Raw genomic sequence first — 22,128 nt, 5'->3', positions numbered from 1 at the left:
GAACCCGGAAGCTAAGCCTGCCAGCGCCGATGATACTGACCACACGGTCGGAAAAGTAGGACACCGCCGAACACAAATTAGAAATCGCCCCCCACGAATACGTGGGGGGCGATTTCCATTTCCCGGCAGCGCCATTGTGTCGTGCCCGAATGCATTGATTGTGAGGCTTCGAAGAAAGCCCGTATCCTTTCTGCGTGGCTCAAGACGATCAACGCGGACAAGGCGACCGGCAGCCGCGTCGCGGACCGGATGCCGGCCGGCAACGGCCGCGCGGCGACCGTCGATCGGCACCCCGCTTCTCCGGGCCACGCCGCGCACGCCCGGCGCAGCCCAAGACCGACACCGAGACCGCACCGGATCGGGGACCCCGAATTCCCGACGAGATCGAGGCCAAGCAACTCGCTCCTGAAATCCGCGGTGAGCTCACCACTTTGGATCGCCACACCGCCGACCTGGTGGCCCGCCATTTGGTCGCGGCCGGTGAGCTGCTCGACGAGGACCCTGAGGCCGCCTTGGCGCACGCGCAGGCGGCGCGGTCGCGGTCCGGGCGGATCGCCGCGGTCCGAGAGGCCGTCGGGATCGCGGCCTACCACTGTGGCGATTGGGCGCAGGCGCTGGCAGAGTTCCGTGCCGCGCGCCGAATGGGCAGTCGTTCACCGCTGTTGGCGCTCATCGCCGATTGCGAGCGCGGTATCGGACGACCCGAACGCGCGATCGAACTCGGCCGCAGCCCCGAGGCAGCCGCCCTGACCGGAGACGACGCCGACGAGTTGAAGATCGTCGTCGCCGGCGCGCGGTCGGACCTCGGTCAGCACCAGGCCGCGCTGGCGGTGCTGGGCACCCCCGAACTCGACCCGGCGCGGACCGGCCAGACTGCCGCCCGGTTGTTCTACGCCTACGCCGATACTCTGCTGGCTCTGGACCGCGCTGACGAGGCACTGCAGTGGTTCCTGCGGGCCGCGGCCGCCGACGTCGAGGGTGTCACCGATGCCGAGGACCGCGTCACGGAGTTGTCCTGACGTGACTTCTCTTGTGCAGCAGCATGATTGCCTGCTGCTCGACCTCGACGGCACCGTGTTCCGCGGACACGCACCGACACCGGGGGCAGTGGATACGCTCGCAGAAGTGCCCGGACGGGTCCTCTATGTCACCAACAACGCCTCCCGCGATGCAACGCAGGTGGCCGGCCATCTCCGGGAGCTCGGCTTCACCGCGGCACCCCACGACGTCGTCACCAGCGCACAGAGCGCGGCGCGACTACTCGCCCAACAGCTCAGCGCCGGAGCCAAGGTACTCGTCGTGGGCACCGAAGCGCTCGCCGAGGAGGTGCGGCGAGTCGGACTGACCCCGGTGCGGGAATGGTCCGACGAACCCGTCGCGGTGGTGCAGGGGCACTCGCCGGAGACCGCCTGGCCCCACCTCGCCGAGGCGGCTCTGGCGATCCGCAACGGCGCCTTGTGGATCGCCGCCAACGTCGACAAGACGCTGCCGTCGGAGCGGGGGCTGTTGCCCGGCAACGGGTCCATGGTCGCCGCCTTGCGCACCGCGACCGAGTGCGAACCCCAGGTTGCGGGAAAACCCGCACCCGCGTTGATGAATGACGCGCTGTCCCGCGGGGACTTCCGGACGCCGCTGGTGGTCGGTGACCGTCTGGACACCGACATCGCCGGGGCCCGCGCCGCGGACCTCCCCAGCCTCATGGTGCTGTGCGGCGTCCACACCGCCGCCGATGCCGTGTGGGCCGAACCCGGGCAGCGCCCCGACTTCCTGGCCGAGGATCTGCGCGCCCTGACCACCGACGCCGACGTCCTGCGGGTCGGCCGGCAGCAGGGTTGGCGGGTCGACCTCGACGAGCGGGCCGTCACGGTCCGGGCCACCGCCGACGGCCCCGTCGGCGACCCGTTGTCGGTGGTGCGTGCCGTCGCGGCTGCGGTCTGGGGGGCCGAGGCGCAGCCCAGACCGATAGCCGCCGGTGATGACACGGCGCGCGAGGCCCTGGCCCGGTGGTCCCTGCTGTAGGTGGGGCATCGGCTAGCGTGAGCACCGATATGAGTAACGATCCCGACCAGATCCGTGCCCGGGTCGCCGAGCTCCTCGGCGACCAGACCGAGCCGTCGGTGACCGAACTCGACGAGGTGGCGGCGCGCCTGGAGCAGGCCCACGACGTGTTGGTGCAGGCGCTGGAATCCGTCGAGAAGGGCTGACCGCGTGTCTCGGCGCGCACGGGTGGACGCCGAGCTGGTGCGGAGGGGGCTGGCCCGCTCCCGCCAGCAGGCCGCAGAACTGATCACGGCGGGACGGGTGACCATCGACGGCATGCCCGCAGCCAAACCGGCCACCGCGATCTCCGTCGATGCGCGGCTGGCCGTCGCCGCCGGTGAAAGCACCTGGGTGTCGCGGGGCGCGCACAAACTCATCGGCGCGCTCGACGCGTTCGCTGTCACCGTGGACGGCCGGCGCTGCCTGGACGCCGGAGCCTCCACCGGCGGTTTCACCGAGGTACTCCTGAACCGCGACGCCCGCGAAGTCGTCGCCGTCGACGTGGGCTACGGCCAACTGGCGTGGTCGCTGCGCACCGACGACCGGGTGACGGTCATGGAGCGGACCAACGTCCGCGAGCTGACCCCCGAAACCATCGGCGGCCACGTCGACGTCGTCGTCGCCGACTTGTCCTTCATCTCGCTGTCGACGGTGCTACCGGCGCTGACTTCGTGCGCGTCACCGACCGCCGATATCGTTCCCATGGTGAAGCCGCAGTTCGAGGTGGGCCGAGAACGCGTCGGGGCCGGCGGAGTCGTCAGCGACCCGCTGTTGCGCGCCGAGGCCGTGCGCACCGTGGCCCACCGGGCTGAAGCGCTCGGGTGGCACACCGTCGCGGTGACGGCCAGTCCGCTTCCCGGTCCCGCAGGCAACGTCGAGTACTTCCTGCACCTGCGCGCCGACACCGACGCGGCGCTGACCGGACTCGCTCTGGATGCCGCCGTCGGCACAGCCGTCGAGGAGGGCCCGCAATGAGTGACGAACGCACGATCCTGCTGGTGGTCCACACCGGGCGCGAGGAAGCCACCGAAGTGGCCCGCCGCGTGAAGAAGGTCCTGAGTGACAACGGGATCACGCTGCGGGTGCTCTCGGCCGAAGCCGTCGACCGCGGACCGGTTCCGCTGGCGCCGGACGACACCCGGGTCCTCGGGCCGGGGATCGAAGTCGTCGACGCCGATCACGACGCGGCCGCAGGTTGCGAACTGGTGCTGGTGCTCGGCGGGGACGGTACGTTCCTGCGCGCCGCCGAGCTGGCGCGCAACGTCGAGATCCCGGTGTTGGGAATCAATCTCGGCCGCATCGGTTTTCTGGCCGAGGCCGAAGCCGACTCCATCGACACGGTGCTCGAGCACGTCATCGAGCGCGACTACCGCATCGAGCAACGGATGACGCTCGACGTCGCCGTGCGTGCACACGGTCGCCTCCTGGACCGGGGCTGGGCCCTCAACGAGGCCAGCCTCGAGAAGGCGCCGCGGCTGGGCGTGATGGGCGTGGTGCTGGAGGTCGACGGTCGACCGGTCTCGGAGTTCGGCTGTGACGGCGTGCTGGTGTCCAGCCCCACCGGGTCCACCGCCTATGCGTTCTCTGCCGGCGGGCCCGTGCTGTGGCCGGACCTGGAGGCCATCATCGTGGTGCCCAACAACGCCCACGCACTGTTCGCGCGGCCGATGGTCACCAGTCCCGACGCGGTCATCGCCATCGAGGTCGAAGCGGGCGGCCACGATGCCGTGGTGTTCTGCGACGGACGCCGCGAGATGATCGTGCCGGCCGGCGGGCGCCTGGAGGTCACCCGTTGCGCGACGCCGCTGAAGTGGGTGCGGCTGGACAGCGCGCCGTTCGCCGACCGTCTGGTGCGCAAGTTCCGGCTGCCGGTCACCGGGTGGCGCGGTCAGTAGTGTTATCCGAGATCCGTATCGAGTCGCTGGGCGCCATCAGCGCCGCGACCGCCGAATTCGACCGTGGGTTCACGGTACTGACCGGGGAGACCGGCGCCGGGAAGACCATGGTGGTGACCGGACTGCACCTGCTCGGCGGGGCCCGCGCCGACGCCACCAAGGTGCGGTCGGGTGCCCAACGGGCCGTCGTCGAGGGCCGCTTCGACACCTCTGATCTCGGGGACGCCGCCACCGGCCGCGTCGACGAGATCCTGGAATCCTCGGGCGCCGAACGCGACGACGACGGCACCGTCATCGCCGCCCGCTCGGTCAGCCGCGACGGACCGTCGCGGGCCTATCTCGGCGGCCGCAGCATCCCGGCCAAGTCGTTGAGCGAGTTCACCGGCGAGCTGCTGACGCTGCACGGGCAGAACGATCAGCTGCGGTTGATGCGCCCGGATCACCAGCGTGCCGCCCTGGACCACTACGCCGCGGTGGACGCCCCGCTGAAGCGGTACCGGACCGCGCGCGACGCGTGGCTGCAGGCCAAGCGCGACCTCGAGGACCGGCGCCGCCGCACCCGTGAGCTCGCCCAGGAGGCCGACCGGTTGCAGTTCGCGCTCAACGAGATCGACGTGCTCGACCCCAAGCCGGGCGAGGACGTCGACCTGGTCGACGACATTCGCCGGCTCTCCGAACTCGACGCGCTGCGCGACGCCGTGCAGACCGCGCGGTCGGCGCTGTCCGGCGACGCAGACAGCGTCGACTCCCACTCGGCGGCCGACGCGGTCGGACAGGCGCGCACCGCGTTGGAAGGTACCGACGACACCTTCTTGAAGACGCTGGCCGAACAACTGGACTCCGCGCTGACGGTGCTGGTCGACGTGTCCGGCGAGCTCGGTCGTTTCATCTCCGAACTCCCCAGTGACGCAAGCGAACTGGAGACCAAGCTGAGCCGCCAGGGCGAGCTGCGCACCCTGACCCGAAAATACGCGGCCGACATCGACGGTGTCCTGCAGTGGGCCGGTGAGGCCCGGGACCGGCTCGGCCAGCTCGACGTCTCCGAGGAGACTCTCGGCGCCCTGGAGCGGCAGGTCGAGGAGCTGCAGGGCAAGGTCGTCGGCGCCGCGCAGGAGGTCACCAAGGCGCGGGTGAAGGCGGCGCGGGGCCTGTCGAAGGCCGTCACCGCCGAGCTGGCCGGCCTGGCGATGTCCGGCGCCGAGTTCACCATCTCGGTCAGCCCGTTGCTCGCGCGGGCCGAGGATTCCGCTCCGCTGACCCTGCCGTCGGGGGAGACGGTGCACGCGGGCCGTGACGGCGCCGACGTCGTCGAGTTCGGATTCGCCGCGCACCGCGGCTCGGACATCCTGCCGCTGCACAAGAGCGCCTCCGGCGGTGAGCTGTCGCGGGTGATGCTGGCGCTGGAGGTCGTGCTGGCCGCCTCGACGGAGGGCACCACGATGGTGTTCGACGAGGTCGACGCCGGGGTGGGTGGACGCGCGGCGGTGCAGATCGGGCGCCGGTTGTCGCGGTTGGCCCGCACCCATCAGGTCATCGTCGTCACCCACCTTCCGCAGGTCGCCGCCTACGCCGACGTACACCTGGTGGTCGAGAGCGGCCCCAAGTCCAGTCGGGTCGTGCGCCTGGAGGAGAGCGAACGGGTCGCCGAACTCGCGCGGATGCTGGCCGGGCTCGGGGAGTCCGACAGCGGTCGCGCGCATGCGCGCGAACTGCTCGACGCCGCCCGCTCCGACCGGGAGAGCACCGCCTGAATCTGTGTGACTGGTGTGAAAAGAATGAACTAATGAGGCTGGTGTTACGGCGCGCCTCCGGCTGATTGCGTCTCGATCTGGTCAGAATCCTGGACATGAAGATGTCTGCGCTGCTATCCCGTAACGCCAGTACACGGCCGGGTATCACCGGCACCGCTCGAGTGGACCGCGACATCGACCGCCTGCTGCGGCGTCTGACCCCGGGCGACATCGTCGTCATCGACGCCCTGGACCTCGACCGCATCACCGCCGACGCCCTGGTGGAGGCCAACGTCGCCGCGGTGGTCAACGCCTCGTCGTCGATCTCCGGGCGCTATCCCAACCTCGGTCCCGAGGTGCTGGTCGCCAACGGCATCATGCTGATCGACGAGACCGGTCCGGAGGTCTTCAAGAAGGTCAAGGACGGCGCCCGGATCCGGCTCAACGAGGGCGGCGTCTACTCCGGGGACCGCCGCCTGGTACTGGGCACCGAACGCACCGACGCCGACATCCACGAGTTGATGCAGGAGGCCAAGAGCGGTCTGGTCGCGCATCTGGAAGCGTTCGCGGGCAACACCATCGAGTTCATCCGCAGCGAGAGTCCGCTGCTGATCGACGGGATCGGCATCCCGGACATCGACGTCGACCTCAACCGGCGCCACGTCGTGATCGTCGCCGAAGAGGACAGCGCCACAGCCGATCTCAAGGCCCTCAAGCCGTTCATCAAGGAGTACCAGCCGGTGCTGGTCGGGGTGGGCACCGGCGCCGACGTGCTGCGCAAGGCCGGGTACCGACCCGCTCTGATCGTCGGTGACCCCGACAAGATCAGCACCGAGGTGCTGCGCTCCGGCGCTCAGGTGGTGCTGCCCGCCGACGCCGACGGTCACGCCGCCGGCCTGGAGCGCATCCAGGATCTCGGTGTCGGGGCGATGACGTTCCCGGCCGCGGGATCGGCGGCCGATCTGGCACTGCTGCTCTGCGACCACCACGGCGCCTCGCTGATCGTCACCGTGGGACACCGCGCCAGCATCGAGGAGTTCTTCGATCGCAGCCGCCAGCAGAGCAACCCGTCGACCTTCCTGACCCGCCTGAAGGTGGGGGAGAAGCTCGTCGACGCCAAGGCCGTGGCCACGCTGTACCGCAGCCGCGTCTCCGGCGGCGCGATCGCGCTGCTGGTGTTGGCGATGCTGATCGCGGTCATCGCGGCGCTGTGGGTGTCGCGCGCCGACGCCGCGGTGCTGGAATGGATCAGCGGGTACTGGAACCAGTTCCTGCTGTGGGTGCAGGGCCTGGTTTCGTAGGGGACCTCCGGTGATCTCGCTGCGCACACACGCCATCTCCCTGGCCGCGGTCTTCCTGGCACTGGCCATCGGCGTCGCCCTGGGTTCCGGGTTGCTGTCCAACACCGTGCTCTCGGGCCTGCAGGACGACAAGCACGAACTGCAGGAGCAGATCGACACCCTGACCGGCGAACGCAACGCCCTCAACGAGAAGCTGGCAGCGGCAGCCGATTTCGACGCCCAGATGGCGCCGCGCATCCTGGCCGGGAATCTGCGCGACAAATCGGTCATCCTGTTCCGCACCCCGGAGGCCAACGACGACGACGTCGAGGCGATGGTCCGGCTGGTCGGCCAGGCCGGCGGTGCGGTCAGCGGAACCATCGGTCTGACAACGCAATTCGTCGAGGCACACGCGGCCGAGAAACTGCTGTCGGTGGTCAACTCGCCGATCGTGCCGGCGGGTGCTCAGCTGAACACCCGCACCGTGGACCAGGGTTCCCAAGCCGGCGACCTGCTCGGCATCAGCCTGCTGATCAACAAAGACCCCCAGGCGCGCCCCGTCGACGACGCCGCCCGGGAGACCGTCCTGACCACGCTGCGCGACGCCGGGTTCGTCACCTTCGGCGCCGACCGTATCGGAGCCGCCGACACCGCGCTCGTCGTCACCGGCGGCGCCCTGGGCACCGACGCCGGCAACCAGGGCGCCACCGTGGCCCGGTTCACCGCCGGCCTGGCCCAACACGGGTCCGGGACGGTGCTGGTGGGTCGCGACGGATCGGCCTCCGGCACCGCCGCGATCGCCGTCGCACGCGCGGACTCGGCACTGAGCAGCGCCTACAGCACCGTCGACGACATCAACCAGGAATCCGGCCGCATCACCGCGGTGCTCGCACTCGGCGATCTGATCGCGGGCGGCAAGCCGGGGCAGTACGGCATCGGCCAGGGTGCGGCGGCGGTGACCGTCCCGCAGTAGCCGCCCGCGTGTCAGCGACGGGTTGTCGGAGTCGGTGTTAGGGTGGGGTTCCGTGGGTCGGCAGGCCCCGACAAGGGATTCGGACACGTGCCGGATTCAGCAATTAGAAGCCCTGCCCGTCGTCACGGAGGTTGCTCTTGCCCGCGCTACGCAAGCACCCGCAGACCGCCACGAAGCATCTCTTCGTCACCGGTGGCGTGGTGTCATCGCTCGGCAAGGGACTCACCGCTTCGAGCCTCGGTCAGCTGCTGACCGCCCGTGGTCTGCAGGTCACCATGCAGAAGCTCGACCCGTATCTGAACGTCGATCCCGGCACCATGAATCCGTTCCAGCACGGTGAGGTGTTCGTCACCGAGGACGGCGCCGAGACCGACCTCGACGTCGGCCACTACGAACGGTTCCTCGACCGCGACCTGTCCGGGTCGGCCAACGTCACCACCGGGCAGGTGTACTCGACGGTGATCGCCAAGGAGCGTCGCGGCGAGTATCTCGGTGACACCGTGCAGGTGATCCCGCACATCACCGACGAGATCAAGCGCCGCATCCTCGAGATGGCCGAACCGGACAGCACCGGCAACCGCCCCGACGTCATCATCACCGAGGTCGGCGGCACGGTCGGCGACATCGAGTCGCTGCCTTTCCTCGAAGCGGCCCGACAGGTGCGCCACGAGGTGGGTCGCGAGAACTGCTTCTTCCTGCACTGCTCGCTGGTGCCCTACATGGCGCCGTCGGGGGAGCTCAAGACCAAACCGACACAGCACTCGGTGGCCGCGCTGCGCAGCATCGGCATCCAGCCCGACGCGCTGATCCTGCGTTGCGACCGCGACGTGCCCGAGCCGCTGAAGAACAAGATCGCGCTGATGTGCGACGTGGACATCGATGGCGTCATCTCCACCCCGGACGCCCCGTCGATCTATGACATCCCGAAGGTGCTGCACCGCGAGGAACTCGACGCCTACGTGGTGCGCCGGCTGAACCTGCCGTTCCGCGACGTCGACTGGACGCAGTGGAACGACCTGCTGCACCGGGTGCACGAACCGCGCGAGACCGTGCGGATCGCGTTGGTGGGCAAGTACATCGACCTCTCCGACGCCTACCTGTCGGTGGCCGAGGCGCTGCGTGCCGGCGGTTTCGCCCACCACGCCCGCGTCGAGATGCGCTGGGTGGCCTCCGATGACTGCGAGACCGATGCCGGGGCGGCGTCGGCGCTGGCCGACATCGACGGCGTGCTGATCCCCGGCGGGTTCGGCATCCGCGGTATCGAGGGCAAGATCGGCGCCATCCGCTACGCGCGCCGGCGGGGGCTGCCGCTGCTGGGGCTGTGCCTCGGACTGCAGTGCATCGTGATCGAGGCCGCCCGGTCGGTGGGCATCGACGAGGCGAACTCCGCGGAGTTCGACCCCGCCACGCCCGATCCGGTGATCTCGACGATGGCCGACCAGCGCGACGCGGTCGCCGGTGAGGCCGACCTGGGCGGCACCATGCGGCTCGGCGCGTATCCCGCGGTCCTGGAAGAGGATTCGATCGTCGCCAAGGCGTACGGAGCCACCGAGGTGTCGGAGCGGCACCGGCACCGCTACGAGGTCAACAACGCCTACCGCGACCGCATCGCCGAGAGCGGGCTGCGGTTCTCCGGCACCTCCCCGGACGGCCACCTCGTCGAGTTCGTCGAGTACCCGGCCGAGGTGCACCCGTTCATCGTCGGAACGCAGGCACACCCGGAGCTCAAGAGCCGGCCCACGCGTCCGCACCCGCTGTTCGTGTCGTTCGTCGGCGCGTCGTTGGACTACAAGAACGCCGAGCGTCTCCCGGTGGAGATCCCCGAGCACGCCGACCTTTCCGCCAACGGCGCCGAGCACGCTCTCGAAGAGCTGCCGGCCCGTGGGTGACACCGGACCCGGCACTCACGACTTCTCCGTCGCCGCATCCGAGACCCTGCACGTCGGCAACATCCTCGCGCTGAGGGTCGACGAGGTCCGCATGCCCGGTGGTGGCACGGCGCGCCGCGAGATCGTCGAGCACTTCGGCGCCGTGGCCGTCGTCGCCATCGACGACGACGCCAACGTGGTGCTGGTGCACCAGTACCGGCACGCGTTCGGGCGGCGGCTGTGGGAACTGCCGGCCGGGCTGCTCGACCTGGGCGGCGAGCCGCCACACGTCACCGCCGCACGCGAGCTGACCGAGGAAGCCGGCCTGGAGGCGGCGTCCTGGCAGACACTGATCGACCTGGACACCGCGCCGGGATTCAGCGACGAGAGTGTCCGGGTGTTCCTGGCGACGGACCTCCGCGACGTCGATCGACCCGCCGCCGACCACGAGGAAGCCGATCTCGTGGTGCGCCGCGTGCCGCTGGTCGAGGCGGTGAAGATGATCTACGCGGGAAAGATCGTCAACTCGATCGCCGTGGCCGGGATCCTGGCCGCCTACGCGATGCCGGATCCGGAGACGCTGCGGACCGTCGATGCACCCTGGACCGACCGCCCCACGGCGTTCGCGCGCCGAAAGGGACATCGATGACGTCGACCTCGGTGCCTGTCGCGCTCGACACGCAGTTGCAGGGCTACCTGGACCACCTCGCGATCGAACGCGGCGTGGCCGCGAACACCTTGAGCTCCTACCGGCGCGATCTGCGTCGCTACGCCGAGCATCTGAGATCGCGGGGCATCGACGACCTGGCCGTGGTGGTCGAGGACGACGTCAGCTCCTTCCTGGTGGCGCTTCGCGAGGGCGACCCCGACCACGGCGTCGTCCCGCTGTCCGCGGTGTCGGCGGCGCGCGCGCTGATCGCGGTGCGCGGACTGCACCGGTTCGCCGCCGCCGAGGGCATCGCCACCCTCGACGTGGCGCGTGACGTCAAACCGCCGACCCCGAGTCGACGACTGCCCAAGAGCCTGAGCCTCGACGAGGTGCTGGCCCTGCTCGAGGCCGCCGGCGGCGACAGCGAATCCGACGGGCCGTTGACGCTGCGCAACCGCGCGCTGCTGGAACTCCTGTACTCCACCGGCGCCCGCATCTCCGAGGCCGTGGGTCTCGACGTCGACGATGTCGACACGCACGCCCGGTCGGTGCTGCTGCGCGGCAAGGGCGGCAAGCAACGGCTCATCCCGATCGGCCGTCCCGCCGTGGCTGCGCTCGACGCCTATTTGGTGCGGGGACGCCCCGATCTGGCGCGCCGCGGCAGCGGCACGCCCGCGATCTTCCTCAACGCCCGCGGCGGTCGACTGTCGCGGCAGAGCGCCTGGCAGGTGCTCCAGGACGCCGCCGAACGCGCCGGGATCACCGCGACGGTGTCTCCGCACGTGCTGCGCCACTCGTTCGCCACGCACCTGCTCGACGGCGGCGCCGACGTGCGCGTCGTGCAGGAACTGCTCGGGCACGCGTCGGTGACCACCACGCAGATCTACACGATGGTCACCGTCAGCGCGCTGCGCGAGGTGTGGGCCGGCGCGCATCCCCGCGCCCGCTAGGACCCCAGGTACTCCGACTCCAGCACCAGGTCCGGCAGCAACGACTGGTACTCGACATGGGTCTTGTGTTCGACGGTGTCGAACAGCACACCCTGCTGCTCGCGCATGAACGCGCGGTAGGCCGGCGCGCCCGGCACGCGGACGTTGTCGGCGACCACGATCGAACCGCGACGCAGCCAGCCGCGGTCCAGGATGGCCCGCAGATCGGGGAGGTAGGCGTTCTTGATGTGGTCGATGAACAGCAGCTCCACCACGCCGGGGGCCAGGCCGTGGTCGCGGGCGAGCGCGTCGAGGGTGGTGCCGCCGTCACCGATCGTGCCGACCACACAGGTGACGCGGTCCGCGACGCCGGCGTGCGTCCAGATGCGACGGGCCACCTGCGCGTTGGCGGCGGACAACTCGACCGACACCACGCGCGCCGACGGTGCGCTGCGGGCGATCCGCAGCGCGCTGTAGCCGCAGTAGGTGCCCAGCTCCAGCGCCAGCTTCGGCTGCGCGCGACGGACGGCAGCGTCGAGCAGCTGACCCTTCTCGTCGCCGATGTTGACCAGCATCGCCTCCCGGCGGGCGAACCGGTCGACGGTGGCCAGCACGTCGTCGACGTCGCCGCGGGTGGCATGGGTCTCGACGTAGGCGGCGCACGCGTCCTCGCGGCCGTCACCCATCTGGCCGGTCCGCACGAAGGACGGCATGCGCACCGCCAGGCGCACCCAACGGGACAGCGGCAGCTTCATGCGGTCAGCCTAGGCAGGTTGGCGCCTGTCTGCGGGTCTTCCTGACCAGCGCGGTATCGGCCATTAGACTGGCCCGGATGTCCGTGACGCCCGAGGGGATGCCTGACCAGCAAGGGTCGCGCACGACCGACGGCAACAGCGGTGCCGAGGCACCGACACCGGGCCACACCGGGCGGCTGCCCCGGGACATTCCCGAACCTCCGGTGCGCACCTCCCACGGCCCCGCGAAGGTCATCGCGATGTGCAATCAGAAGGGCGGCGTCGGCAAGACCACCTCGACGATCAACCTCGGGGCGAGCCTGGCCGATTACGGCCGGCGGGTGCTGCTGGTCGACCTGGATCCGCAGGGCGCCCTGTCCGCGGGACTCGGGGTGCCGCACTACGAGCTCGACAACACCGTCTACAACCTGCTGGTCGAACCCCGGGTGTCGATCGACCAGGTATTGCTGACCACCCGTGTGCCCGGGTTGGATCTGGTGCCCAGCAATATCGACCTGTCGGCCGCGGAGATCCAGTTGGTCAACGAGGTGGGCCGCGAGCAGTCGCTGGCCCGCGCGCTATACCCGGTGCTGGACCGCTACGACTACGTGCTCATCGACTGCCAGCCGTCGCTCGGGCTGCTCACCGTCAACGGTCTGGCCTGCAGCGACGGGGTGATCATCCCGACCGAGTGCGAGTACTTCTCGCTGCGTGGCCTGGCGCTGCTGACCGACACCGTCGACAAAGTGCACGACCGGCTGAACCCGAAACTCGAGATCAGCGGCATCCTGATCACCCGCTACGACCCGCGGACGGTGAACTCCCGCGAGGTGATGGCCCGCGTGGTCGAACGCTTCGGGGACCTGGTCTTCGACACCGTCGTCACCCGCACGGTGCGCTTCCCCGAGACCAGCGTCGCCGGCGAACCGATCACCACGTGGGCCCCGAAATCCGCTGGCGCGCAGGCATATCGAGCGTTGGCGCGCGAGGTCATCCACCGGTTCGGCGCGTGAGCGAGACCGGCTTCCAGGTCCGGCTGAGCAACTTCGAGGGTCCCTTCGATCTGCTGCTGCAGTTGATCTTCGCCCACCGGATGGACGTCACCGAGGTCGCGTTGCATCAGGTGACCGACGAGTTCATCGCCTACACCAAACAGATCGGCGCGCAGCTCGGACTGGAGGAGACCACGTCGTTCCTCGTGGTCGCGGCCACCCTGCTCGATCTGAAGGCCGCGCGGCTGCTGCCGGCGGGCGAGGTGCACGACGAAGACGACCTGGCCCTGCTAGAGGTCCGCGACCTGTTGTTCGCCCGACTGCTGCAGTACCGCGCGTTCAAGCACGTCGCGGTGATGTTCGGCGAGCTCGAAGCCGCGGCATTGCGCAGCTATCCGCGGGCGGTGTCGCTGGAGGAACGCTATTCCGAGCTGCTGCCCGAGGTGATGCTCGGTGTCGACGCCGAGCGATTCGCCCAGATCGCCGCCGCGGCGTTCACCCCCCGACCGGTGCCGACGGTGGGCACCGACCACCTGCACCAGGTCGCCGTGTCGGTTCCGGAACAGGCCGAGAAGCTGATCGGGCTGCTCGAACACCGCGGCGTCGGGCAGTGGGCGTCGTTCTCCGAACTGGTCGCCGATTGTGAGATGCCGATGGAGATCGTCGGCCGCTTCCTGGCGCTGCTCGAACTGTTCCGCGCTCGGGCGGTAGCATTCGAGCAACCAGAACCGCTTGGAGTTCTCCAGATTTCGTGGACCGGAGAACGGCCCACCAGCCAACAGTTGGCGACCGCGGACGCGGAATAGAAAGACCATGACCGACGAATTCTCAGAACCGGCCGACGATGTCGTGCCGGACACCGACACCGATGTCGACACCGAACTCACTGACGCCGAGCTGGACAGCGTGCTCGAAGCCCTGCTGCTGGTCGTCGACACGCCCGCCTCGGTCGAGGTGCTGGCCGGCGCGACCGGTCAACCCGCCGAGCGCGTGGCCGAGCGGGTCCACGCGATGGCCAACGCGCTGACCGACCGCGACAGCGGCATCGAACTACGCGAGGCCGGGGGAGGGTGGCGCATGTACACCCGGTCCCGGTATGCCCCCTACGTCGAGAAGCTGCTGCTCGACGGTGCCCGGTCGAAGTTGACGCGCGCGGCGCTGGAGACGCTGGCGGTGGTCGCGTACCGACAGCCGGTGACCCGGGCCCGGGTCAGCGCGGTGCGCGGCGTGAACGTCGATGCGGTGATGCGCACTCTGGTCGCGCGCGGTCTGATCACCGAGGCGGGCACCGACCCCGACTCCGGCGCGGTCACATTCGCCACCACCGAGCTGTTCCTCGAGCGGCTCGGGTTGTCGTCGCTGACCGATCTGCCCGACATCGCCCCGCTGCTGCCGGACGTGGACGTCATCGACGATCTGAGCGAAACCCTGGACGAGGAGCCACGTTTCATGAAGCTCAACGGTGCGGCCGCGGCCGAGACGCCGGCCTCGATCGATGTGGACCAGGACTGACATGACCGAAGAAGACGGTGTACGCCTACAGAAAGTGTTGTCGCAGGCGGGAATTGCGTCGCGGCGGGTGGCCGAGAAGATGATCCTCGACGGCCGGGTGGAGGTCGACGGCGAACTGGTCACCGAGCTCGGCACCCGGGTGAACCCGCAGAAGTCGGTCATCCGGGTCGACGGCGCCCGCATCGCGTTCGACGACTCGCTGGTGTACCTGGCGATCAACAAGCCGCGCGGCATGCACTCGACGATGTCCGACGATCGCGGCCGGCCGTGTGTGGGCGACCTCGTGGAGCACCGGGTTCGCGGTAACAAGAACCTCTTTCACGTCGGACGGCTCGACGCCGACACCGAGGGCCTGCTGCTGCTGACCAACGACGGCGAACTGGCGCATCGGTTGATGCACCCGTCGTTCGAGGTGCCCAAGACCTACGTCGCCACCGTGCTGGGCAGCGTGCCCCGCGGCCTCGGCCGCAAGCTGCGCGACGGCGTCGAACTCGATGACGGGCCGGTCCGGCTCGACGACTTCGCGGTCGTCGACACCGTGCCCGGGCGCACGCTGGTCAAAGTCACACTGCACGAGGGTCGCAAGCACATCGTGCGCCGGCTGCTGGCCCACGTCGGATACCCGGTGCAGGAGCTGGTCCGCACCGACATCGGCGCGGTGACCCTCGGCGAGCAGCGTCCGGGCAGCATCCGCGCGTTGACCCAGAAGGAAGTCGGCGAACTGTACAAGGCGGTGGGGCTGTGACCGGCGGGCTCAAAGTCGCGATCGACGGACCCGCCGGAACCGGAAAGTCCACGGTGGCAAGAGGATTGGCCACCGCCCTGGGCGCGAGCTATCTGGACACCGGCGCGATGTACCGGCTGGTGACACTCGGTGTACTGCGCCGCGGGGCCGACCTCGCCGACCCGCAGGCCATCGCCGGGGCGGCCCGCGACGTCGAGATCGCCGTCGGGCACGACCCCGGGCAGGACCGTTGCTTTCTCGCCGGCGAGGACGTCTCGGCCGAGATCCGCGGTGACGCCGTCACCGCCGCGGTGTCGGCGGTCTCCGCAGTCCCGGACGTGCGGACCCGGCTGGTGCAGTTGCAGCGGGAGTCCGCGGCGGCCGCGGGCAGCGTGGTCGTCGAAGGGCGTGACATCGGCACGGTGGTGCTGCCCGACGCCGACGTGAAGATCTTCCTGACGGCGTCGGCCGAGGTGCGCGCCCAGCGACGCAACGCACAGAATGTCGCCGCCGGGCTGCCCGACGACTACGAGGCGGTGCTGGCCGACGTGCGCCGGCGCGACCACCTGGACTCCACCCGTGCGGTGTCGCCGCTGCGGGCAGCCGACGACGCCGTCGTCGTGGACACCAGCGACATGACCCAGACCGAGGTGATCGCGCACCTGGCCGAACTGGTGAGACAGAGAGCAGGTGCTAGGCGATGACCATCGACGACTCGGACGGGACGTGGGTCGACGAAAGCGACTGGGACCTGGGTCCCGACGACATCTCCGACGACGTCGAGGAGGCGTCGGCACCGCCACCGGTGGTCGCGGTCGTCGGCCGGCCCAACGTCGGCAAGTCCACGTTGGTCAACCGGATCCTGGGGCGCCGTGAGGCCGTGGTGCAGGACGTGCCCGGCGTCACCCGCGACCGGGTGTCCTACGACGCATCCTGGTCGGGACGACGGTTCGTGCTGCAGGACACCGGCGGTTGGGAACCCGACGCCAAAGGCCTGCAACGTCTCGTCGCCGATCAGGCGTCGGTGGCGATGCGCACGGCCGACGCGATCATCTTCGTCGTCGACAACGTCGTCGGCGCGACCACCGCCGACGAAGCCGCCGCCAAGATCCTGCAGCGTTCGGGCAAGCCGGTGTTCCTGGCGGCCAACAAGGTCGACAACGACCGGGGAGAAGCCGACGCCGCGGCGCTGTGGTCGCTCGGGCTGGGGGAGCCGCACACGATCAGCGCGATGCACGGGCGCGGCGTGGCCGATTTGCTCGACGTCGTCATCGAGGCGTTGCCCACGACCTCGGAAGTCGCCGCCGGCGCAGGCGGCCCGCGCCGCGTGGCACTGGTCGGTAAGCCGAACGTCGGGAAGTCGTCTCTGCTCAACCGGCTGTCGGGCGACGAACGCTCGGTGGTCCACGACGTCGCCGGCACCACGGTGGACCCGGTGGACTCGCTGATCGAGATGGACGGCAAGCTGTGGCGCTTTGTCGACACCGCCGGGCTGCGCCGCAAGGTCGGTCAGGCCAGCGGGCACGAGTTCTATGCATCGGTACGCACCCACGGTGCGATCGACTCGGCCGAAGTCGCGATCGTGCTGATCGACGCCTCGCAGCCGCTGACCGAGCAGGACCAGCGGGTGATCGGGATGGTCATCGAGGCCGGTCGCGCGCTGGTGCTGGCGTTCAACAAGTGGGACCTGGTCGACGAGGACCGACGCTATCTGCTCGACCGGGAAATCGACTTGCAGCTGGCGCAGGTGCAGTGGGCGCCGCGGGTCAACATCTCGGCGATGACCGGCCGCGCCGTGCAGAAGCTGGTGCCGGCGCTCGAGACGAGCCTGACGTCGTGGGACACCCGGATCTCGACGGGCCGGCTCAACACGTTCTTCAAGGAGGTCGTGGCCGCTCACCCGCCGCCGGTGCGCGGCGGCAAACAGCCGCGGATCCTGTTCGCCACCCAGGCGACATCGCGACCGCCGACCTTCGTGCTGTTCACCTCCGGCTTCCTCGAAGCCGGCTACCGCCGCTTCCTGGAACGTCGCCTGAGGGAGACGTTCGGGTTCGAAGGCAGCCCCATCAGGATCAACGTTCGGGTGCGGGAGAAGCGCAAGCGGACGCGGTGACGCGCACTGCTCCCAGGCCGCCGCTTCGCTAGGGTGAGCCGAGTGCCCGTCGTCGAAATGCTGCTGATCGCGCTGGCCGGTGTCGGTGCAGGCGCGATCAACTCGCTGGTCGGCTCCGGCACCCTGATCACCTTCCCCACCTTGGTGACGCTCGGCTTCCCGCCGGTCACCGCGACGATGTCGAATGCGGTCGGTCTGGTCGCCGGCGGCGTGTCGGGGACCTGGGGTTACCGTCGCGAACTGCGCGGGCAGTGGAGCCGGCTGCGCTGGCAGCTGCCGGCCTCGCTGATCGGCGCCGGCGGCGGAGCCTGGCTGCTGCTGCACCTGCCTGAGACGGTGTTCCTCCGGGTCGTCCCGACGCTGCTGGTGCTCGCGCTCGTCCTGGTGGTCGTCGGTCCGCGCATCCAGGCCTGGGCACGTCAACGCGCCGCAGCGGCGGGACGCTCGGCCGACCACGTCTCCGCAGCGCGGATGACCGCGCTGGTGGCCGCCACGTTCGCCGTCGGCGTCTACGGCGGCTACTTCACCGCCGCGCAGGGGATCCTGCTGATCGCCGTCATGGGCGCGCTGCTGCCCGAGGACATGCAGCGCATGAACGCCGCCAAGAACCTGCTGTCCCTGGTGGTCAACGTGGTGGCCGCGGTGTCCTACACGCTGGTGGCCTTCGACCGCATCAGCTGGACCGCAGCGGGGCTGATCGCCGCGGGTTCGCTCGTCGGCGGCTACCTCGGTGCGCACTACGGCCGACGCCTGTCACCGAACGCACTGCGCGGCGTGATCGTCGTCGTGGGCCTGATTGGGCTTTACCGGTTGGTGACCGTGTAGTCTGACCGGGGTTTACGAACGCGAGTAGTAGGGACTGTCGATGGTGGATCGTGTGCTGCTGGCACCGGCGCCGTCCGAGGTGTCCGCACTCGAGCCGTTCTGGCCGTCCCGCCGCCTCATGGCTTTCGACGAATGGTGTTGTCCGCGTCCCTGACGCGTGCCCATCCGTCCAATGCGGTCCCCCTTCGGGTGACCCCGCCCCTCGAAAGCAGCCATGCGTGCGCTTCTGATCTTCACGCTCGTCGGTGCCGGCGCTCAGCTCGTCGACGGCGCCCTGGGTATGGCGTTCGGCGTCACCGCGACGACGCTGCTGGTGCTCTCCGGTGTCGGTGCAGCGCAGGCCAGCGCCGCCGTTCACCTCGCAGAGGTCGGCACCACCTTCGCCTCGGGGTTGTCGCACTGGAAGTTCCAGAACATCGACTGGCGGCTGGTGCTCAAGCTCGGCGGGCCGGGCGCCGTGGGCGCCTTCCTGGGTGCGACGGTGCTGTCGTCGCTGTCGACCGAGCACGCCGCACCGCTGATGGCCGGCATCCTGGTCGCGATCGGCACCTACGTGTTGCTGCGGTTCTCGCTGCGCACCCCGCTGACGTTCGGTACGCGGGGCGCCAGTCACAGCGCGAAGTTCCTGGCTCCCTTGGGGCTGTTCGGTGGTTTCATCGACGCATCCGGCGGTGGTGGCTGGGGGCCGGTGACGACGAGCACCCTGCTGTCGCAGGGCAAGACGGCGCCGCGCACGGTCATCGGCTCGGTCAGTGCCTCGGAGTTCCTGGTCGCGGTGTCAGCGTCGCTGGGCTTCGCGATCGGGCTGCGCGAGGAGTTCCTGGAGAACTGGCCGGTGGTGGTCGGCCTCATGGTCGGTGGCGTCATCGCCGCGCCGTTCGCGGCGTGGTTGGTCAGTCGGGTCAGTCCGGCGCTGCTGGGAACCGCGGTCGGCGGCGTCATCGTGTTGACCAACAGCCAGAAGCTGGTGCACTTCTTCGATATTCACTGGCCGTGGTCGACAGCGATCTACACGCTGATCGTGGTGGCGTGGGTGTCGCTGGTGGTCTACGCGTGGCGGGTGTCGCGGGCGCCGAAGTCGGTCCCGGTAGATGACGAAGTCGTCGCCGCGCCTGCTGAGCCCGAGTCAGAACCGGTCACGCGCTGACTCCTGCTCCAGTAGTGCGTCGAGGTCGCTGAGCCGGTCCATCGACGATACCGCCCGGCGGGTGCGATTGTTACGCGCCAGCAGGTCTCGGTGGCGGTGCGTGAAGGCCCAGTAACCGGCGGTGAACGGACACGCGTCGTCGCCGATGCGCTTCTTCGGATCGAACGCGCAGTCGCCGCAGTGGTCGCTCATCTTGTTGATGTAGGCGCCGCCGGAGGTGTACGGCTTGGTGGCCAGCAGCCCGCCGTCGGCGTGCTGGCTCATGCCCACCACGTTCGTCGGCATCACCCAACGGAACCCGTCGACGTAGGCGGTCGCGAACCACTCGGTGAGTTCGTCGGGCCGGTACCCGCGCTGTAGGGCGTGGCTGCCCAGGATCATCAGCCGCTGGATGTGGTGGGTCCAACCGCGGTCGTGGACGCCTCTGAGCGCGTGGTGCAGGCACTGCGCGGTGACCGCGTCGGCGTCCAGGTCGGTCCACCACTTCGGCAGCGGTGTGCGGGCGTCAAGTTCGTTGTTGTCGGTGTAGTCGGGGCCGAAATGCCAATACAGGTGCCACATGTATTCGCGCCAGCCGAGGATCTGGCGGATGAAGCCCTCCACGGCTTGTAGGGGTGCCTTGTTGTTTCGGTAGGCGCGCTCCGCTTTGTCCACCGCGTCGAGGGGATGCAGCACGCCGAGGTTGAGCGGCACCGACAGCAGCGAGTGCGCCATCGCCCAGTCCTGGCTCATCATGGCGTCCTCGTAGCGGCCGAAGGCCGGGAGCCGGTGGTCGATGAACCGGGTGAGGGCGCGTTGGGCTTCGGTGGGGGTGACGGCGAACAGGCGCGGTCCGTCCGCCCCGACGGTGTCGAGGTTCATGGCGTCGAGGTCGTGGCGCACCTGTGCGTCGATGTCGTCTTCACGTGGGCGGTACGGGGGAGAAATATGGAGCGCTTGTTGTTTTCGGGGTGGAGGCTCGCGGTTGTCCTCGTCGAAGTTCCACCGGTTGCCGACGGGCTCGTCGCCGTTCATCAGCACGCCGAAGCGGCGGCGCTGGTCGCGGTAGAAGTCCTCCATCCGGAACCGCGAGCGGTTGTCGGCCCACGCATGGAAGTCTTCTCGGGACAGGGCGAAAGTCGGGGTGGGAAGGACGTCGGCGACCAGTCCTTGTTGCTCGAGGCGGTGTACGAATCGTTCAGCGGTGTGGGACGTGGGTTGGTGGACCAGTACCGGAGTCTTGAACTGTTGGAGCCCGTCTCGGTAGCTGTCGGCCCGGATCAGCGTGGCGCGGTCGCCCAGATCGTGCGCCGCGTGCCGCAGTGCCGAGAGCACGAGATGCAGTTTCTGGCGGTGGTAGCGGCGTTTGGTCAGCGCCGCGGTGGATTCGATGAGCAGCACCTCGCGGTGGCGGTGCTCGCCGCCGTGCACCGCCGGACCGAGTTGGTCGGCGAACAGCCAGAGCGGGGTGTCGTCGGGCGCCACCTCGTCGGGGTGCCCCGCCGTCGGGCCGAGCATGCGGTTGGGATTCCGCAGTCACGCTGATGTAAGCTTTCGACCGCCTACCGGCGATCCCGGAGGCACCACGGGCTGTGGCGCAGCTTGGTAGCGCACTTGACTGGGGGTCAAGTGGTCGCAGGTTCAAATCCTGTCAGCCCGACCAAGTTCTTTATGGGTCAAAGGCGGTGTCGGAGTAGTCCGGGACCGCCTTCTTCGTGTCGATCGGCGGTCTAGCCCATTCTTGTCCCAGCAGGCTGCGCGTATAGCGGGCTAGACCCGCGCGCAGGCTTGGAGGCTCGTCGGTGCGCGGAGGGGAGCGGACGGTGCCGGTGCGTGCGCACACTCTGACGCCTATCTCCCGCCATTGTTTGTGGGTGCGACTTCCGCTGCAGCCTCTACTAAATCACTAATTCCAGCTAGCTTCATCGCCGTGAAACGAACCCCTCACACCGATTAATGCCAGTTCAGCGGCGGTGCGTCGTCTCCGTTTTCTGCTGTTGTGCGAAACGGGCGGCGGCTTGCTGCGATTCGTAGGCGATCTGCTGCAGGCCGTGGACAGGCGTACCAATTCCCGCGAACGGGCGGGGTACTCCAAACTGAACTGGTTGCCCAGCGCGGTCATGAATCCATGCCGGGGGGGGTTGTCACCTGCTTCGGCATGGTCCAGGTACTCTGCGAAACCGTCGATCAGGCGCTGCCTAGCCTGGGACCGGGCGAGGCCAGGCCGGATTACATGCAGGATTGCGTCGCGCGCGAGGGTCGAAGTTGGCAGTCCGCGGCCCGCTGCGACACGTTCGAGATCTTCGAGTTCTTCGGGATTGAGTCGGATCTGCAGGGTCTTGCTGCGGCCATTGCCGCGGGTGACCTTCGAGTTGGCGATCGGTGCGTCACGGTCGACGTCGATCGCTTCGGCTTCTTCGTTGAGCAGGCTGGCGATGCTCTTGGTTGGTTTCTTCGCCGTCATGACTCCTCCTCGTAGATTCGTTGGTCGCGGGGGTTCGAGGGCCAAGCGTTAACCCCGTGGATGGTGCCGTCGTCCTCCAGAGCGATCACGGTCAGCACCGACCGGGCGGTAGCTGAGTAGCCGATGATCCGTACGGATCGCCCAGACTTCGACGCGGGGTCGGGATCGATGACGACTCGGTATGGGTCGGCTAGGTGTAACTCCCAGACAGGTTGTGAACGGCGTGGTGAGCGGAAGTAGGTGAGGACCTCCGGTATCGGTGTGGTTACCAAAC

23 protein-coding genes and 1 tRNA gene are annotated in these 22,128 nt (G+C 69.1%); 20 read left to right on the top strand and 4 right to left on the bottom strand.

The genetic code is table 11. From position 1 onward, the window contains the following. Positions 1–194: 194 nt before the first annotated feature. The 11 genes from ACAG25_RS23905 to xerD all read left to right on the top strand — a co-directional run bounded on the left by ACAG25_RS23905 (position 195) and on the right by xerD (position 11,385). Entirely contained in the window at positions 195–1,019 is an 825-nt protein-coding gene (locus ACAG25_RS23905) for a tetratricopeptide repeat protein (RefSeq protein ID WP_370490967.1), read from the top strand. 1 nt (position 1,020) lies between these two features. After that, positions 1,021–2,019 (top strand): HAD-IIA family hydrolase, encoded by a 999-nt coding sequence (locus ACAG25_RS23900; RefSeq protein ID WP_370490966.1) that lies wholly within the window; start codon positions 1,021–1,023, stop codon positions 2,017–2,019. 29 nt (positions 2,020–2,048) lie between these two features. Next, positions 2,049–2,204, top strand: a complete 156-nt coding sequence (locus ACAG25_RS23895) for a hypothetical protein (protein WP_370490965.1) — start codon at positions 2,049–2,051, stop codon at positions 2,202–2,204. 4 nt (positions 2,205–2,208) lie between these two features. Next, a complete protein-coding gene (locus tag ACAG25_RS23890) occupies positions 2,209–3,015 on the top strand; it encodes a TlyA family RNA methyltransferase (protein ID WP_370490964.1) in 807 nt (268 codons plus the stop codon). Then, positions 3,012–3,935 (top strand): NAD kinase, encoded by a 924-nt coding sequence (locus ACAG25_RS23885; protein WP_370490963.1) that lies wholly within the window; start codon positions 3,012–3,014, stop codon positions 3,933–3,935. The genes ACAG25_RS23890 and ACAG25_RS23885 overlap by 4 nt, the downstream gene beginning before the upstream one ends. Continuing rightward, on the top strand, positions 3,935–5,686 hold the full coding sequence (recN, locus tag ACAG25_RS23880; protein ID WP_370490970.1) for a DNA repair protein RecN: 1,752 nt from the start codon (positions 3,935–3,937) through the stop codon (positions 5,684–5,686). The genes ACAG25_RS23885 and recN overlap by 1 nt, the downstream gene beginning before the upstream one ends. 95 nt (positions 5,687–5,781) lie before the next feature. Then, complete coding sequence (steA, locus tag ACAG25_RS23875) at positions 5,782–6,966, top strand: putative cytokinetic ring protein SteA (protein ID WP_370490962.1); 1,185 nt, start codon at positions 5,782–5,784, stop codon at positions 6,964–6,966. 10 nt (positions 6,967–6,976) lie between these two features. Further along, on the top strand, positions 6,977–7,918 hold the full coding sequence (locus ACAG25_RS23870; protein ID WP_370490961.1) for a copper transporter: 942 nt from the start codon (positions 6,977–6,979) through the stop codon (positions 7,916–7,918). Between the two features lie 137 nt (positions 7,919–8,055). Then, positions 8,056–9,807, top strand: a complete 1,752-nt coding sequence (locus ACAG25_RS23865) for a CTP synthase (RefSeq protein WP_370490960.1) — start codon at positions 8,056–8,058, stop codon at positions 9,805–9,807. Then, a complete protein-coding gene (locus ACAG25_RS23860; protein ID WP_370490959.1) occupies positions 9,800–10,435 on the top strand; it encodes an NUDIX domain-containing protein in 636 nt (211 codons plus the stop codon). The genes ACAG25_RS23865 and ACAG25_RS23860 overlap by 8 nt, the downstream gene beginning before the upstream one ends. Further along, positions 10,432–11,385, top strand: a complete 954-nt coding sequence (gene xerD, locus ACAG25_RS23855) for a site-specific tyrosine recombinase XerD (protein ID WP_370490958.1) — start codon at positions 10,432–10,434, stop codon at positions 11,383–11,385. The genes ACAG25_RS23860 and xerD overlap by 4 nt, the downstream gene beginning before the upstream one ends. Here the strand turns inward: xerD and ACAG25_RS23850 are convergent. After that, the gene (locus ACAG25_RS23850) at positions 11,382–12,119 is read right to left on the bottom strand and encodes an O-methyltransferase (RefSeq protein WP_370490957.1); all 738 of its coding nucleotides are present in this window, start codon (positions 12,117–12,119) and stop codon (positions 11,382–11,384) included. The genes xerD and ACAG25_RS23850 overlap by 4 nt on opposite strands. Positions 12,120–12,217: 98 nt before the next feature. Between ACAG25_RS23850 and ACAG25_RS23845 the strand changes: the two genes are divergently transcribed. From ACAG25_RS23845 to ACAG25_RS23810, 8 genes are all read left to right on the top strand, one after another. Then, a complete protein-coding gene (locus ACAG25_RS23845; protein WP_370490969.1) occupies positions 12,218–13,111 on the top strand; it encodes a ParA family protein in 894 nt (297 codons plus the stop codon). Continuing rightward, on the top strand, positions 13,108–13,896 hold the full coding sequence (locus ACAG25_RS23840) for a segregation/condensation protein A (protein ID WP_370490956.1): 789 nt from the start codon (positions 13,108–13,110) through the stop codon (positions 13,894–13,896). Before ACAG25_RS23845 ends, ACAG25_RS23840 begins: the two co-directional genes overlap by 4 nt. 7 nt (positions 13,897–13,903) lie before the next feature. Next, positions 13,904–14,602 (top strand): SMC-Scp complex subunit ScpB, encoded by a 699-nt coding sequence (scpB, locus tag ACAG25_RS23835; RefSeq protein WP_370490955.1) that lies wholly within the window; start codon positions 13,904–13,906, stop codon positions 14,600–14,602. Position 14,603: 1 nt separating this feature from the next. Beyond that, a complete protein-coding gene (locus ACAG25_RS23830; protein WP_370490954.1) occupies positions 14,604–15,347 on the top strand; it encodes a pseudouridine synthase in 744 nt (247 codons plus the stop codon). After that, positions 15,344–16,030, top strand: coding sequence for a (d)CMP kinase (cmk, locus tag ACAG25_RS23825; RefSeq protein ID WP_370490953.1), 687 nt, complete (start codon positions 15,344–15,346; stop codon positions 16,028–16,030). Before ACAG25_RS23830 ends, cmk begins: the two co-directional genes overlap by 4 nt. After that, on the top strand, positions 16,027–17,439 hold the full coding sequence (gene der, locus ACAG25_RS23820) for a ribosome biogenesis GTPase Der (RefSeq protein WP_370490952.1): 1,413 nt from the start codon (positions 16,027–16,029) through the stop codon (positions 17,437–17,439). The genes cmk and der overlap by 4 nt, the downstream gene beginning before the upstream one ends. A gap of 57 nt (positions 17,440–17,496) precedes the next feature. Beyond that, positions 17,497–18,264, top strand: coding sequence for a sulfite exporter TauE/SafE family protein (locus tag ACAG25_RS23815; RefSeq protein ID WP_370490968.1), 768 nt, complete (start codon positions 17,497–17,499; stop codon positions 18,262–18,264). A 214-nt stretch (positions 18,265–18,478) separates the two neighbouring features. After that, positions 18,479–19,411 (top strand): sulfite exporter TauE/SafE family protein, encoded by a 933-nt coding sequence (locus tag ACAG25_RS23810; protein WP_370490951.1) that lies wholly within the window; start codon positions 18,479–18,481, stop codon positions 19,409–19,411. Here the strand turns inward: ACAG25_RS23810 and ACAG25_RS23805 are convergent. Beyond that, positions 19,391–20,908, bottom strand: coding sequence for a cryptochrome/photolyase family protein (locus tag ACAG25_RS23805; protein ID WP_370490950.1), 1,518 nt, complete (start codon positions 20,906–20,908; stop codon positions 19,391–19,393). The two genes, ACAG25_RS23810 and ACAG25_RS23805, sit on opposite strands and share 21 nt — an antisense overlap. A 68-nt stretch (positions 20,909–20,976) precedes the next feature. Here ACAG25_RS23805 and ACAG25_RS23800 point away from each other — a divergent pair. Next, positions 20,977–21,053: transfer RNA gene (locus ACAG25_RS23800), tRNA-Pro, on the top strand. A gap of 243 nt (positions 21,054–21,296) precedes the next feature. On the opposite strand, the gene ACAG25_RS23795 is transcribed toward ACAG25_RS23800, so the two are convergent. Next, the gene (locus ACAG25_RS23795; RefSeq protein WP_370490949.1) at positions 21,297–21,854 is read right to left on the bottom strand and encodes a hypothetical protein; all 558 of its coding nucleotides are present in this window, start codon (positions 21,852–21,854) and stop codon (positions 21,297–21,299) included. Next, positions 21,851–22,128: hypothetical protein (locus tag ACAG25_RS23790; protein WP_370490948.1), on the bottom strand; the 278-nt coding region annotated here is incomplete at its 5' end. The genes ACAG25_RS23795 and ACAG25_RS23790, both read right to left, overlap by 4 nt.

It is taken from the genome of Mycobacterium sp. pV006 (assembly GCF_041287115.1).
Classification (GTDB): Bacteria; Actinomycetota; Actinomycetes; order Mycobacteriales; family Mycobacteriaceae; genus Mycobacterium.
Note: the sequence above shows the minus strand (reverse complement) of the source record. Positions and strands in the feature narration are given on the sequence as shown.